This window comes from Actinomadura sp. NBRC 104425 (assembly GCF_030269545.1).
GTDB classification, from domain to species: Bacteria; Actinomycetota; Actinomycetes; order Streptosporangiales; family Streptosporangiaceae; genus Spirillospora; species Spirillospora keratinilytica.
In genome coordinates this window covers 57,841-71,205 of record NZ_BSTN01000021.1, presented here as the reverse complement: position 1 = coordinate 71,205, position 13,365 = coordinate 57,841, and the positions used below count along the sequence as shown (strand labels likewise).

Genomic DNA, 13,365 nt, shown 5'->3' with positions numbered 1-13,365 from the left:
GGTGGCAAGCGGCCGGCGTCGGGAGGTTGGCGAGCGGCTCGGAGGACTGTGCGGACTGCTTATCGGAGAGCCGGGGACGCAGGGTCAAGCAGGGGTCGGTTCGGCGGTGCAGAACCTGCAGCGGGTGGCCATCTGGGGGATGTCGCTGAGGCAGTGCGGGCACTGCTGCTCGCCGGCCTTCTCGGCCCTGTTCATCCGCTCTAGCAGCTTGCTGGTGGGCAGGACGACCAGGAAGTACACGACCGCGGCGATGATCAGGAAGGAGATGACGGCGGTGATGAAGACGCCGTAGGGGAACGTGGTGCCGCTGATCGTGAAAGCCAGGCCGCTGAAGTTGGGCTGGCCGCCGAGCAGGGCGATGAGCGGACCGATGAAGGCGTTCACGAAGGCGGTCACCAGGGCGCTGAACGCGGCGCCGACGACGACCGCGACCGCCAGTTCGATGAGGTTGCCGCGCAGGAGGAACTTCTTGAAGCCGCTCACGATGCCCTCACTCGTGACGTTCCGTAGTTATCAGATTGCGGAGCGAGAATATCAACTCCCGGGTCCGCCGGTATAGGGGGCCGTCCGGTTCATCGGCGGGCATCGTTCTGCGGCGGGTCGGCCGGAGCGCCGGAGATGGTCACGGAGAGGGAGGAGCCCGCCGCCGCCAGCGCTGCGGCCTGGGTGCGGTCTGTGGCCAGGACGATCAGGGCTCCCTGGTCGGAGCGGAGCCTGGGGACCGCCACCACCGGGGCCGAGGAGACCACCGTGCGGGAGAACGGGGTGCCGGGGGACGGCGCGGCGAGCACGTCGATCCGGTCGCCGGGCCGCAGGAGGCGGGCCACCCCCGCGTCCGCGATGCGGATGGGGGTGGCGACCGTGCCGGCTCCGTAGCCGCGCAGGAGTCCGCCGGTCAGCAGGCGGGCGTCGGTGAGCGGCTCGCCGCGGCGCATGGGGCCGGCGAGGGTGCGGCCGACGGCGTTCTCGCGTAACGCCCCGGCGGGGACCGCGTCGGGCGGCAGCGATAGCGGGCGCACGTCGCGGGGGCCCAGGACGGTGCCGGAGGGCAGGTCGCGGGCGGCGGCCAGCACCCGGACGGTGGCGGCCGGGGACGGGCGCAGCGCCAGCACGGCCAGGCCGGTGGCGAGCGCGGCCGACAGCGCCGCCAGGAGCCGCCGCAGACGCGCCGCCCTCACGGCAGCTCCAGGGGCAGCTTCATGCCGTCCAGGACGTTCGGGCAGAAGCAGTCACGGGTCGCGGGCAGGGACTGGACCACCTCGGCGACCAGGACGCGCAGCCTGTCGATGTTGGCGGCGAAGACGCGCAGGACCTCCTCCATCGTCACGCCCTCGCCCTCCTCGATTCCGGCGTCCAGGTCGGTGACCAGGCACAGCGGCGTGTAGCACAGCGCCAGCTCGCGGGCCAGGACGGCCTCGGGGTGGCCGGTCATGCCCACCAGCGTCCAGCCCTGCGCCGCATACCACCGCGACTCGGCGCGGGTGGAGAACCGCGGGCCCTCGATGACGACGAGGGTGCCGCCGTCGACCGGCTCCCAGCCGGTGTCGCGGGCGGACGCCACGGCGGTGCGGCGGCCCGCCGGGCAGTACGGGTCGGCGAACGACAGGTGGATGGCGGCGCCCTCGTCGTAGTACGTCTGCGCTCGCCCGGATGTGCGGTCGACGAGCTGGTCGGGGACGACGAGCGTGCCGGGGCCGTGCTCGGCGACCAGCGAGCCGACCGCGCTGGGGGCCACCACCTGGCGCACGCCGAGGGAGCGCAGCGCCCACATGTTGGCCCGGTAGGGGATGCGGTGCGGCGGGAAGCGGTGGTCGCGGCCGTGCCGGGGGATGAAGGCGACCCGGCGGCCGCCCAGCACCCCGAGGGCGATGCGGTCGCTGGGCGGCCCGTAGGGGGTGGCGACGTCGACCTCCTCGACGTCGTCGAGGAAGGAGTAGAAGCCGGAGCCGCCGATGACCCCGATCTCGGCGGCGGGCTCGGAGGGGGAGGGCTGCGAAACAGTGGACATGGCGCCGACACTAGCCATCGGCGGCGTCCGGCCGGGAGTCCCGCCGCCCATTGTGGATAACCTGCCGAATGATCTTCGGGACGGGTCCGGCGCGCCGATGCGAAGGGGTCCGGCGCGGCGCCGGGCCCCTTCGGTGGTGAGGGTCAGCTCACCTGGGTCAGGGCCTTGGACGAGTCCGGCTCGCAGGACGGGCGGCGCCGTCCCAGCGCGCCCGGGAGCCAGATGCGGCGGCCGAGGTCGTACGACAGGGCGGGCAGGAGGAGCGACCGGACGATCAGCGTGTCGAGCAGCACGCCGAAGGCGACGACGAAGCCTATCTCGACCATGCCGACCAGCGGCAGGGTCGTCAGGGCGGCGAACGTGGCCGCCAGCACCAGCCCGGCCGAGGTGATGACGCCGCCGGTGACGGTGAGGCCGCGCAGCACCCCGCGGCGCGTGCCGAGGGCCTGCGACTCCTCCCGCACCCGGTGCATCAGGAAGATGTTGTAGTCCACGCCCAGCGCCACCAGGAAGATGAACGCCAGCAGGGGGAACACGGCGTCGGACCCCTCGAAGCCGAACACGTGCCGGAAGGCCAGTGCGCTGGCGCCCACGGAGGCCAGGAATGACAGCACCACGGTGGCCATCATCAGCAGCGGGGCGACCAGTGCCCGCAGCAGCGCGACCAGGATGAGCAGGATCACCGCCAGGACGACCGGGATGATGACCAGGTTGTCGCGGTCGGCGGCGCGGTTGGTGTCAAGGGAGATGGCGGTGGTACCGCCGACCTTGGCGTCGGCACCGGGCACCGCGTGCACCGCGTCGCGCAGGCGGTCGACGGTGCGCTGGGCGGCCTTGCTGTCGGCGGGGTCGCGCAGCGTCGCCTCGTACTGCACCAGTCCCGCGGCGGTGACCGGACGGCTCAGCTCGGCCACCCCGGGCGTGCCGGAGACGGCGGCGGCGACCTGCCGGGAGGCGGAGGAGTTGGCGATGATGACGGCGGGCGAGCCCGAGCCCGCCGGGAAGTGCCGGGCGACGGCCTCCGCCCCGGCCACCGAGTCGGGCTTGTCGACGAACTGGCCGGCGTCCGACAGCCCCTGCGCCGGCAGCGAGCCCAGCCCGAACAGCAGCGCGACCAGGCCGACCGACGTGACGGCCCAGATCACCCGGGAGCGGCGGCCGACCAGCCCGGCCATGCGGCTCCAGAAGCCGTGCTCGGCCTCGTACGCCTCGGGCGCCAGGTAACTGGCGTCGTAGCGGGGCACCAGAGGCCACAACAGCCACCGTCCGCAGATCACCAGCAGGGCGGGCAGCAGGGTGGTCATGGACGCCAGCGCGGTGATCACGCCGGCGGCGGCGACCGGCCCGAGACCCGCGGTGGAGTTCATCTCCGCGACCAGCAGGCACAGCAGGCCGACGGCGACGGTGGCGGCGGAGGCGATGATCGCAGGGGCGGCGCGGCGCAGCGCGAACGCCATGGCCTCGTGCCGGTCGGCGTGCCGGTGCAGTTCCTCGCGGTAGCGGGCGGCCAGCAGCAGCGCGTAGTCGGTGGCCACGCCGAACACCAGGACGGTCAGGATGCCGGCGCTCTGCCCGTTGACGGTCAGGTCGGCGTACCGGGCCAGCAGGTACACCACCGACTGGGCCAGGCCGAGCGCGACCAGGGCGCTGAGCACCGGGACGATCCACAGCAGCGGGCTGCGGTAGATGAACAGCAGCAGGACGATCACGACGAGGCCGGCGGCCATGAGCAGGAAGCCGTCGATGGTGTCGAAGACCCTGATCATGTCGGCGCGGGCGGCCGCGGGGCCGGTGACGTGCGCCGTCAGCCCGGGCGGGCCGCGCCGGGCCAGGTCGCGGGCGTCGTCGACGGCCTTGACGGCGTCGATGTCGGTGAGCGGGACGAGGGTCTGCAGGCTCTTGCCGTCCCGGCTGGGGAACGGCCCCTGCGGTTGCTGCGCGCCCGGCAGTCCGGCGAACGCCGCGAGGTCGGAGCGGGCCTTGGCCTGGTCGGCGGCGGTGATGCCGGACGGCCGCTCGTAGACGATCACGGCGAGCATCGTCTCGTCGTCGCGGAACCGCTCCTGCAACTTGACGACCTGCGTGGACTCGGCGCCGCCGGGCAGCCAGGAGGCGTCGTCGTCGTCCTCGACGTCGCCGAGCCGGCCGGCGAGCGGGCCGAGGGCGGCCAGCAGCACGACCCAGAGGGCCAGCACGACCCACTTGGTGCGCCGTCCGGCGATGAACCCCGCGATGCGGCCGCCGGGGCCGCCGGGTTCGGGGGGAGCATCAGGGGGTGCGTTCATGGCTTCTCCCGCAAATTTGAGATATATCGCGTTTCGGTTGCGGGGTGGAGGGTCTCGGGATTAGAGGGTTGTCAAGTACTATCGCGAGTTCGCGGAGCGGGTGGACGTCCCGAGGGGTGGCTGAGCGCTGCTCCGCTCTGGGCCTGACCATCGTCCGCCGTGGACGCGGCGGCGGTCGTCCCGCGCTGGACGGGAGTGGCGCTACCTCAGATGAAGCACGCCTCCGCCCCGTCCCCTACTGCGCGAGGCGTAGAGGCGGTGGCGGAGGCGTCTCGTCGCCCACGCACGGGGACGCGGGCATGGGACGGCGGTGCTGCGCAGAAGAGCGGCGTGCCTGGTGCTCATGCCGCTCTGCCAGTGCGACCGGCGCTGCGGGAGGAGGAGTCAGGCGGGCGGGGAGAGAGGCCGCCGCGCATGGGGGCGGCTCAACGCGGCTACGCCTCGCGGAGGAGGCGGCATCCGTCCTGTGCGGGCGTCGTGAACGTGACGCGCGCCTTGGGGACGGGCAGCCGGCGAGCCCGGCGACGGCCGCTTCCGGTCACGGGCCGGAGGAGGCGCCGGGGCGTCGGGGGAAGGCGAAACGGGAAGGGGAAGAGTCCGAAGGACCATGGGCGGCGGGTGCGGCTCCTGGGAACCGACCATGATCCTTCGGACGGGTGCGTCCGCGGGTCAGGCGACCTTGCTCGACGACGAGGAGGACGAGCTCGACGAGGAATCCGACGACGAGGACGAGCCGTTCGAGCTCGACGACTCGGACGTGCTGGAGGAGGAGCTCTTCGAGCCGTTGGAGGTGCCGCGGGTCGAGGACGAGCCGGAGTTGCGGCTGTCGGTCCGGTAGAAGCCGGAACCCTTGAAGATGATGCCCGCGGCGGAGAAGACCTTGCGAAGCCTGCCGTTGCACGCCGGGCACTCCGTCAGCGCGGCGTCGCTGAACTTCTGCACGACCTCCAGAGGTTCGCCGCACTCGGTGCAAACGTACTCATACGTCGGCACGGTTCCTCCTCGCTGACTCAGCCCGGCTGCGCGGGCTGGCACTCACCTAGAACGACTGCTAATGGTACCCATGCGTAGAACCTGATTTGCGCGCGGCCTGTTCCCGCAGGTCGCGCCCCCGGCGGCCGGGTGCCGCCGGCTACATCCCGGTCTCGCCGAACCAGCCCGCCAGCTTGCCGCGGCGGCTGACGGCCCGCAGGCGGCGTTCCGTGGCCTCCCGCACGGCCGCGGTCGTGACCACCAGCATCCTGTCGCCCGCCTGCAGCGCCGTCGTCGGCCCGGGGACGAAACTGGTCCCGTTCCGCACGATCAGCGTGATCGAGGCGCCCTGCGGCAGCCGCAGCTCGAAGATCTCCACGCCGTTCAGCAGCGAGTCGCGGGGCACCCGGACCTCCAGCAGGTCGGCGTGCAGCTCCTCCAACGGGGCGGCCTCGACGTCCAGCTCGCGGGCCTCCTGGTCGCTCTTCAGCCGGCACAGGCGGGCCGCCAGCGGCAGCGTCGGCCCCTGCAGCAGGGTGAACACCACGACGATGGTGAAGACGATGGAGAAGAGCCGGTCGGCGCCCGCCACGTCCTCCACCATCGGGATGGTGGCCAGCACGATCGGCACGGCGCCGCGCAGGCCCGCCCAGGAGGCGAACGCCTTCTCGCCCAGCGACAGCCCGAACCCCGCCGTGGACAGCAGCACCGACACGGGGCGGGCCACCAGCAGCAGGACGAATCCGGCCACGAGTGCGGGGACGATCTGCGCGGGCAATTCCTCGGGGTCGGCCAGCAGCCCCAGCATCACGAACAGGCCTATCTGGGCCAGCCAGGCGATGCCCTCGGCGAACCCCCGGGTGGCGGGGCGGTGCGGAAGCCGCGTATTGCCCAGCACCAACGCGCTGACGTACACGGCCATGAAACCGCTGGCGTGCACAAAGGCCGCGGCCCCGTACGAACCGATCGCCAGGGACAGCACGGCGATGGGGTAGAGACCGGAGGCGGGCAGGGCGATCCGGCGCAGCGCGTACGCGCCCAGCCAGCCGATGAGGAACCCCAAGGCGCCGCCCGCGGCCAGCTCGTACACCATCATTCCGACCAGTTCCGCCACGTTGGGCATGCCGGTGTGGGTGCTGAGCCAGACGACCACGATGACGACGGGGGCGTCGTTGAATCCCGACTCGGCCTCCAGGAGCCCGACGAGCCGGGACGGTAGCGGCAGGCGGCGCAGCACGGAGAACACCGCGGCCGCGTCCGTGGGGCCCAGGACGGCCCCCAGCAGGAACGCCAAGTGCCAGTCCATGTCGAGGAGCCAGTGCACGGCGACCGCCACGATGACCACGCTGATGAGGGTGCCGAGCGTGGAGACGGCCAGTGCCGCGGGCACGGACGGCCGTACGTTGCGCCAGTTGGTGGTGATGCCGCCCTCGGCGAGGATCAGGACGAGCGCGGCCAGCCCCAGCACCTCCGCCAGTTCGGCGTTGTCGAAGCGCAGGCCGATGGGCCCGGCCTCGCCGAGGAACAGGCCGATGCCCATGTACGCCAGAAGGGTCGGCAATCCCGCCCTGTGGGACAGCCGGACCGCTAGGATTGCAATGAGTACGAGTATCGAGCCGAAGAGTAGCCAGAGTTCGAGCCGCACATCCCTCCCCTGCGGGGCCGCGAAGTCAAATCGTTCGCGATCCTACCGATTTATGTGCTTCACACACACATTCGGTTTGGGGGCGATCCGGAAGCGGGGGGCCGGGACATGCCCCAACCAGCCTGTTTACTGCCCTGGGGGCCGCCGCTTAACCGGCTCTTGGGGCGATCCGGCCCGGGACGTGAACGACGCCGTCGCCGCGACGGCCGCCGTGCGCGTCAGCGCCGCCGGACCAGCGGCTCCACGGCGTTCACGACGTTGGCCACGGGGCGCCCGGCCAGGACGGCGGCGAGGTTCTCCTGCACCGCCGACGCGATCGCCAGCTGCGCGTCCAGCGTCGTACCGGCCGCATGCGGGGACAGCAGCACGTTCTCGTGCTGGCGCAGAGGGCTGTCGGCGGGCGGCGGCTCCTCGTCGAACACGTCCAGCGCGGCGGCGCCCAGCCGCCCGGACTCCAGCGCCGCCAGCACCGCCTCGTCAGGGGCGATGCCGCCGCGCGCCGCGTTGACCAGCATGGCCCCCTGGGGGAGGCGGGCGAGGCGGTCGGGGCCCAGCAGGCCGCGTGTCTCGTCCGTGAGCGGCAGCGTCACCACGAGGATGTCCGAGTTGGCGAGCAGGTCGTCCAGCTCACGGTAGGCGGCCGTGGCGTCGGGGCGCCGCCGGCGAGACCAGTACGACACCGCGCACCCCAGCGCCTGGAACAGCCGGGCGGTCTCGGAGCCGATCGCCCCGTACCCCAGGATTCCGACGCGCTGGGCCCGCAGTTCCCGGGTGCCCCGCCCCAGCATCTCCACCTGCGGCCATCCGCCCTCGCGGACGCGTCGGTCGCACCACGCGAGGTGGCGGCAGAGAGCGAACGCGGCGCCGACCGCCCACTCGGCCACCGAACGGGCGTTGGCCCCCGCCGCGTTGGCCACGGGCACACCCGCGGCGGTGAGCGCGTCCAGGTCGAGGCTGTCCGTGCCCACGGCGGGCATCTGCACGAACGCCAGCCGCGGTGCCGCCGCCACGGCCTCGGCGTCCAGCGCCAGACGTCCGCTGAAGTCCGCCAGCACCAGCTCGGCGTCGGCCAGCGCGTCCAGGAGCGCGCTCCGTTCCCGCTCCGCGGGGAAGACGAGTTCCGCCGCGTCGCCCGCCACCGGTTCGAGGATGCCGCGGATCAGGGACGGGTCCAGCGGGGCCAGGGCGAGGATCCGCCACGGCTTCGTCATCTGAAGGACTCCCTTGCGTCGGCACGCGACCGCGGGGCAGCGGACGGGGTCGGACGATCAAAACTCTACGCACGGCGGACCTTCCGCCCGTACTCGCCCCGGTCCCGCCCGTACGCGATGGCGCCGCCCCCGGCGCGACCTCTGGGACGGGAGCTTCAGGACGGGAAGCTTCAGGACGGGAAGCTTCAGTACGGAAAGCTTCAGTACGGAAAGCTTCAGTACGGGAAGCTTCAGAACGGGAAGCTTCAGAACGGGAAGCTTCAGAACGGGAAGCTTCAGAACGGGAAGCGGACAAGGCCCTCGGACGGCGTCACGGCGGCTCGCACCCGCTGGTCGTGCGGTTCGGCGGGCAGGGTGTCGACCAGCTCCCCCTCGTACAGCAGCGCCACGGTGAGGATGGCGGGGCCCACCCGAGCCAGAGCGCGATCGTACGAACCGCCGCCCCGGCCCAGCCGCATCCCCGTGCGGTCCACGGCGACCGCCGGGACGAGCACCACGTCCGCGCTTGCCACAGCGTCCGGCCCACGGGAAGGCTCGGTGGGCTCCAGCAGCCCGCGCGGCCCCGGAGCGAGCGAATCGGGCCCCTCGTAGGAGGCCCAGTCCAGGTCGCGGTCCGGCAGGAGACGGGGCAGCAGCACGTACGCGCCCCGCTTCCACAAGGCGAACAGCAGCCCCCGCGTGTCGGGCTCGGCGCCGATCGACACGTACGCCGCGATGGTCCCCGCCATCTCCACCTCGGGGGTGGACAACAGCGTGTCCCGCAGTGAACGGGCCGCGGCGGCGCGCGCGCCCGAATCCATGGCCGTGCGCCTGGCCAGCAGTTCGGCGCGGCGCGAGAGTTTGGCGTCGGTGTGGTGCACGCTGCGGTCCTCGTTGATGACTAGGGTCTTTCTATGGCCGACTTCGTACCTGTGCAGAAGGCGGTGGTCCCGGCGGCGGGCCTCGGTACCCGATTCTTGCCCGCCACCAAGGCGACCCCCAAGGAGATGCTCCCGGTTGTCGACAAGCCCGCGATCCAGTACGTCGTCGAGGAGGCCGTCGACGCCGGCCTCACCGACGTGCTGATGATCACAGGCCGCAGCAAACGGTCGATCGAGGACCACTTCGACCGCGCCTACGAGCTGGAGGAGGCGCTGCGCGCCAAGGGCGATGAGGAGCGCCTGGCCGCCGTCCGCGAGTCCAGCGACCTGGCGACCATGCACTACGTCCGGCAGGGCGAGCCGCGCGGCCTCGGGCACGCGGTGCTCTGCGCCCGCCAGCACGTCGGCGACGAGCCGTTCGCCGTGCTGCTCGGCGACGACATGATCGACTCCCGGGACCGGCTGCTCAGCCGCATGATCGAGGTGCGCCGGCAGCGCGGCGGCAGCGTCGTGGCGCTGATGGAGGTGCCGCCGGACCAGGTCTCCGCCTACGGCTGCGCCGCCATCGAGGGCACCGACGAGGACGACGTGGTGCGCATCACCGACCTGGTGGAGAAGCCCGCCGCGGACGAGGCGCCCAGCAACTGGATCATCATCGGCCGGTACGTGTGCGACCCGGCCGTGTTCGACGTGCTGGAGAAGACCCCGCCTGGGCGCGGCGGCGAGATCCAGCTCACCGACGCGCTGCGCACCCTCGCCGAGATGCCGCAGGAGCAGGGCGGCACCGTGTACGGGGTGAAGTTCCGCGGCCGCCGCTACGACACCGGCAACAAGCTCGAATACCTGCGCACCGTGGTGCAGTTCGCCTCCGAGCGCCCCGACCTGGCACCCGAGTTCATCCCGTGGCTGCGCGAGTTCGTCAAGCGGCACGACGCGGCCGACGGCGCGGAGGGTTCGTAGCCGCCGTGGCCGCGCGCCACACTGGGGGACCGTGGGCATGAGAACCGTCGACGAGCATTTGGCGGAGATCCTGGGCGCCGTCCGGGAGCTTCCGCCGCTGGACCTGGCATTGCTGGAGGCGCACGGCACCGTCCTGGCCGAGCCGGTGCCGGCGCCCGTGCCGCTTCCCCCGTTCGACAACTCCGCCATGGACGGGTATGCGGTGGTGGCGGCCGACGTCGCAGGGGCGTCGGAGACCGATCCGGTGGTGCTCCCGGTCGTCGGCGACATCGCCGCGGGGGACCCGGGGGTGTCGGCCATACGCCCGGGGCTGACGGCGCGCATCATGACCGGCGCGCCCATCCCCGCGGGGGCCGACGCGGTCGTCCCGGTGGAGTGGACCGACGGCGGTACCGCCTCGGTGCGCATAACCCGGCCCGCGCCCCCCGGCAACTCCATCAGGAGGGCCGGTGAGGACGTCGCGGCGGGCCAGGTCGTGGCCGAGCCCGGCACCCGCCTGGGCGCGGCGCAGATCGGCATGATCGCCGCGGTGGGCCGTGCGCGCGTCACCGTACGGCCGAGGCCGCGCGTCGTGGTGCTGTCCACGGGCACCGAACTGCGCGAGCCCGGCGAACGGCTCGCCCCCGGGGAGATCTGGGACTCCAACAGCTACATGCTCACCCTCGCGGTGGCCGAGGCCGGGGGAGTCGGTTACCGGCAGGCCACCGTGGGGGACGATCCCCAGAAGGTCATGGACGCCCTGGAGGACCAGCTGACCCGAGCCGACGCGATCGTCACCTCAGGCGGGGTGTCGATGGGCGCGCGCGACGTGGTCAAGGAGGTGCTGGCGGGGACGGGCACGGTCGGCTTCCACAAGGTCGCGATGCGTCCCGGCAAGCCCCAGGGGTTCGGGCTTCTCAAAGGCACACCCGTGTTCACCCTTCCGGGCAACCCCGTCAGCGCCTACGTGTCGTTCCAGGTGTTCGTACGGCCCGCCCTGCGCGTCATGCAGGGCCTGCCCCCCGACCCGCTCCCCGTGGTGCGGGCGGTGCTAACCGATGACGTCATCTCCCCGACGGGCATACGCCAGTTCCTGCGGGGGAAGCTGCGCCAGCCGGGGGGCGAACCGCCGTCCGTGGTGCCGCTCGGGGCGCAGGGCTCCCATCAGATGGCCTCCCTCGCGTCGGCCGACGGCCTGATCGTCGTGCCGGAGGACGCCGGCAGGCTGCCCGCCGGATCGCAGGTCGACGTCATGAGGATGCCGTCATGAGCACGGGCTCGGAGTTCACCCATCTGGACGACACCGGCGCGGCCCGGATGGTGGACGTCTCGCAGAAGAACGTGACGACCCGTTCGGCCGTCGCCACGGGCTTCGTCCGGTTGTCGCAGGCGTGCGTCAAGGCGTTGCGAACCGGCGACGTGCCCAAGGGGGACGCCCTCGCGGTGGCCCGCATCGCCGGGATCATGGCCGCCAAGCGCACCCCCGACCTGGTGCCGCTGTGCCACCCCATCGCCCTGCACGGCGTCGAGGTCGCCCTGGACGTCCGCGACGACGGGGTCGCCATCGCCGCGACCGTCCGCACCGCCGACCGCACCGGCGTCGAGATGGAGGCGTTGACGTCCGTCACGGTCGCCGCGCTGTCCCTGATCGACATGGTCAAGGCCCTCGACCCCGCCGCGGTCATCACGGACGTGCGGGTCGAGGAGAAGACCGGCGGCAAGACCGGCCATTGGCACCGCTGACCCGGGCCGCCGCCGTCCCGTCGCCGCGTGCGGCGGGCATGATGGGCGCGGGCATGCGACACGACGGCGTTGAGGGGGAGCAGGAATGATCCGGGCCATGGCGGTCACGGTGTCGAACCGGGCGGCGGCGGGCGTGTACGCCGACAAGTCCGGGCCCGTGCTGGTGGAACTGCTGGAGGACCTCGGCTGCCAGGTGCACGGACCCGTCGTCGTCCCGGACGGCGAACCCGTCGCCGAGGTGCTGGCCAACGCGGTGGCCGAAGGCTACGACGTGGTCGTGACCACGGGCGGAACCGGGCTGACCCCCACCGACCAGACCCCGGAGATGACCCGGCGCGTCATCGAACGCGAGATCCCCGGCATCGCGGACGCGATCCGGCTGGCCAACCGCGACCGGGTGCCCGCGGCGGTCCTGTCGCGCGGTCTGGCGGGTGTCGCAGGCCGCACCCTCATCGTCAACCTGCCCGGCTCGACCGGCGGCGTCCGCGACGGTATGGCGGTGCTGGGGCCGGTGCTCGCGCACGCCGTCGACCAGATCGGCGGCGGCGACCACCCGCGGCCGACCGACTGACCACCGGGGGCGTCCACCTGGAGAGCCCCTGCCCGTCGCCAGGATGCCGCGGCTCCCGGACCCCGGGCCGGGTTCCGTGGCCTCCTGCGGGCCGGATGCGGCCACCTCCGCGTGATCATCCTGGCGCCCGAGACGCCCGGCGCATCGGAGCTCGTCCGAGCGGCTGAGGGGGTGATCGCCGCCGGTAAAGGACGGCCGCCGGCTCGTGCCGGGCACCGCCGCTGACCGCCGCCCTGCGCCGCGTTCAGACGTCCTGCGGGACGCTGCCGCAACCGCCCCGGGCACAACAGGTTCTCGACGGCGCGCGGGCCGCACGCCGGATCGTGGGCGACAATTGATGGCGTCCGAGCCCGCCACAGGGGAATCATGGAGCCGTGGAACGAATGCGGGGATGGCCGACCACCTTGTCCGAGGGCCCGGTCGGGCTGCGCCCCCTCCGGCACCGTGACGCCGCGACCTGGCGGGAACTGCGGGTCCGCAACGCCGACTGGCTGCGTCCCTGGGAGCCCACCAACCCCGAGACGCCGCTGTTCCGCAGCGGCCTCGGCCCCTACCTCAGCATGGTCCACACGATGCGCCGCGAGGCCCGGCAGGGGCTGGCCCTGCCCTGGGTGGTCACCTACGAGGGCCGCTTCGCCGGCCAGCTCACCATCGGCGCGATCGTGTGGGGCTCGGCGCGCTCCGCGCAGATCGGCTACTGGATCGACCGGCAGGTGGCCGGCCGCGGCGTGATTCCCACCGCCGTCGCACTGGCCGTCGACCACTGTTTCTTCACCGTCGGTTTGCACCGGCTGGAGGCGAATATCCGCCCGGAGAACACCGCCAGCCGACGCGTGGTGGAAAAACTCGGATTTCGCGAAGAGGGAATTCGGCGCCGCCATCTGCACATCGACGGGGCCTGGCGCGACCACATCTGCTACGCGCTGACCGTGGAGGACGTGCCGGGCGGCCTGCGCAGCCGCTGGCTGGCCACGCTCCGCCAGGAATTTCCCCGCTCCTCTTCGTCTCCGTGACCCTTGGCGGCGCGCCGACAATCGTCTGCGCCCGCCCCGTAAGAATCCTGCGCTGGAGAAGAGTCGGCAAACGAAGAGTAACCGCGGGATCGATCTCGCGACACACCGCCCCTTATGC

13 protein-coding genes and 1 pseudogene are annotated in these 13,365 nt (G+C 72.5%); 6 read left to right on the top strand and 8 right to left on the bottom strand.

Annotation, left to right across the window (positions count from 1 at the left end; translation table 11 throughout):
- Positions 1 to 84: 84 nt before the first annotated feature.
- The 4 genes from mscL to QSK22_RS25555 form a co-directional block, all read right to left on the bottom strand.
- Positions 85 to 483, bottom strand: a complete 399-nt coding sequence (gene mscL, locus QSK22_RS25570; RefSeq protein WP_285496916.1) for a large conductance mechanosensitive channel protein MscL — start codon at positions 481 to 483, stop codon at positions 85 to 87.
- A gap of 89 nt (positions 484 to 572) precedes the next feature.
- On the bottom strand, positions 573 to 1,178 hold the full coding sequence (locus tag QSK22_RS25565; protein WP_285496915.1) for an SAF domain-containing protein: 606 nt from the start codon (positions 1,176 to 1,178) through the stop codon (positions 573 to 575).
- Complete coding sequence (locus tag QSK22_RS25560; RefSeq protein WP_285496914.1) at positions 1,175 to 2,008, bottom strand: S-methyl-5'-thioadenosine phosphorylase; 834 nt, start codon at positions 2,006 to 2,008, stop codon at positions 1,175 to 1,177. The genes QSK22_RS25565 and QSK22_RS25560 overlap by 4 nt, the downstream gene beginning before the upstream one ends.
- Positions 2,009 to 2,151: 143 nt before the next feature.
- Entirely contained in the window at positions 2,152 to 4,293 is a 2,142-nt protein-coding gene (locus tag QSK22_RS25555) for an MMPL family transporter (protein ID WP_285496913.1), read from the bottom strand.
- Between the two features lie 640 nt (positions 4,294 to 4,933).
- Between QSK22_RS25555 and QSK22_RS34065 the strand changes: the two genes are divergently transcribed.
- A complete protein-coding gene (locus QSK22_RS34065; RefSeq protein ID WP_502872363.1) occupies positions 4,934 to 5,131 on the top strand; it encodes a hypothetical protein in 198 nt (65 codons plus the stop codon).
- Positions 5,132 to 5,145: 14 nt separating this feature from the next.
- On the opposite strand, the pseudogene QSK22_RS34060 reads toward QSK22_RS34065, so the two are convergent.
- The 4 genes and pseudogenes from QSK22_RS34060 to QSK22_RS25535 all read right to left on the bottom strand — a co-directional run.
- Positions 5,146 to 5,286: pseudogene (locus QSK22_RS34060) on the bottom strand (FmdB family zinc ribbon protein); the annotation flags it as partial.
- A 139-nt stretch (positions 5,287 to 5,425) separates the two neighbouring features.
- Complete coding sequence (locus tag QSK22_RS25545; RefSeq protein ID WP_285496911.1) at positions 5,426 to 6,910, bottom strand: potassium/proton antiporter; 1,485 nt, start codon at positions 6,908 to 6,910, stop codon at positions 5,426 to 5,428.
- Between the two features lie 218 nt (positions 6,911 to 7,128).
- Positions 7,129 to 8,121, bottom strand: coding sequence for an NAD(P)-dependent oxidoreductase (locus tag QSK22_RS25540; protein WP_285496910.1), 993 nt, complete (start codon positions 8,119 to 8,121; stop codon positions 7,129 to 7,131).
- Between the two features lie 275 nt (positions 8,122 to 8,396).
- Positions 8,397 to 8,981: a 5-formyltetrahydrofolate cyclo-ligase gene (locus QSK22_RS25535; RefSeq protein ID WP_285496909.1), complete on the bottom strand. Its 585-nt coding sequence runs from the start codon at positions 8,979 to 8,981 to the stop codon at positions 8,397 to 8,399.
- Between the two features lie 33 nt (positions 8,982 to 9,014).
- Here QSK22_RS25535 and galU point away from each other — a divergent pair, with 33 nt between their 5' ends.
- The 5 genes from galU to QSK22_RS25510 all read left to right on the top strand — a co-directional run bounded on the left by galU (position 9,015) and on the right by QSK22_RS25510 (position 13,247).
- Complete coding sequence (gene galU / locus QSK22_RS25530; protein WP_285496908.1) at positions 9,015 to 9,941, top strand: UTP--glucose-1-phosphate uridylyltransferase GalU; 927 nt, start codon at positions 9,015 to 9,017, stop codon at positions 9,939 to 9,941.
- Between the two features lie 37 nt (positions 9,942 to 9,978).
- Positions 9,979 to 11,190, top strand: coding sequence for a molybdotransferase-like divisome protein Glp (gene glp / locus QSK22_RS25525; RefSeq protein ID WP_285496907.1), 1,212 nt, complete (start codon positions 9,979 to 9,981; stop codon positions 11,188 to 11,190).
- A complete protein-coding gene (moaC, locus tag QSK22_RS25520) occupies positions 11,187 to 11,663 on the top strand; it encodes a cyclic pyranopterin monophosphate synthase MoaC (RefSeq protein WP_285496906.1) in 477 nt (158 codons plus the stop codon). Before glp ends, moaC begins: the two co-directional genes overlap by 4 nt.
- 85 nt (positions 11,664 to 11,748) lie before the next feature.
- Positions 11,749 to 12,234 (top strand): MogA/MoaB family molybdenum cofactor biosynthesis protein, encoded by a 486-nt coding sequence (locus QSK22_RS25515; protein WP_502872362.1) that lies wholly within the window; start codon positions 11,749 to 11,751, stop codon positions 12,232 to 12,234.
- 383 nt (positions 12,235 to 12,617) lie between these two features.
- On the top strand, positions 12,618 to 13,247 hold the full coding sequence (locus tag QSK22_RS25510) for a GNAT family N-acetyltransferase (protein ID WP_285496945.1): 630 nt from the start codon (positions 12,618 to 12,620) through the stop codon (positions 13,245 to 13,247).
- Positions 13,248 to 13,365 lie beyond the last annotated feature (118 nt).

Bases quoted from the DNA above. Each gene is read 5' to 3' on its own strand.
- QSK22_RS25555 (WP_285496913.1), bottom strand. From the start codon at position 4,293: ATGAACGCACCCCCTGATGCTCCCCCCGAACCCGGCGGCCCCGGCGGC.
- QSK22_RS25560 (WP_285496914.1), bottom strand. From the start codon at position 2,008: ATGTCCACTGTTTCGCAGCCCTCCCCCTCCGAGCCCGCCGCCGAGATC.
- QSK22_RS25510 (WP_285496945.1), top strand. From the start codon at position 12,618: ATGCGGGGATGGCCGACCACCTTGTCCGAGGGCCCGGTCGGGCTGCGC.
- QSK22_RS25515 (WP_502872362.1), top strand. From the start codon at position 11,749: ATGATCCGGGCCATGGCGGTCACGGTGTCGAACCGGGCGGCGGCGGGC.
- QSK22_RS34065 (WP_502872363.1), top strand. From the start codon at position 4,934: ATGATCCTTCGGACGGGTGCGTCCGCGGGTCAGGCGACCTTGCTCGAC.
- moaC (WP_285496906.1), top strand. From the start codon at position 11,187: ATGAGCACGGGCTCGGAGTTCACCCATCTGGACGACACCGGCGCGGCC.
- glp (WP_285496907.1), top strand. From the start codon at position 9,979: ATGAGAACCGTCGACGAGCATTTGGCGGAGATCCTGGGCGCCGTCCGG.
- galU (WP_285496908.1), top strand. From the start codon at position 9,015: ATGGCCGACTTCGTACCTGTGCAGAAGGCGGTGGTCCCGGCGGCGGGC.
- QSK22_RS25540 (WP_285496910.1), bottom strand. From the start codon at position 8,121: ATGACGAAGCCGTGGCGGATCCTCGCCCTGGCCCCGCTGGACCCGTCC.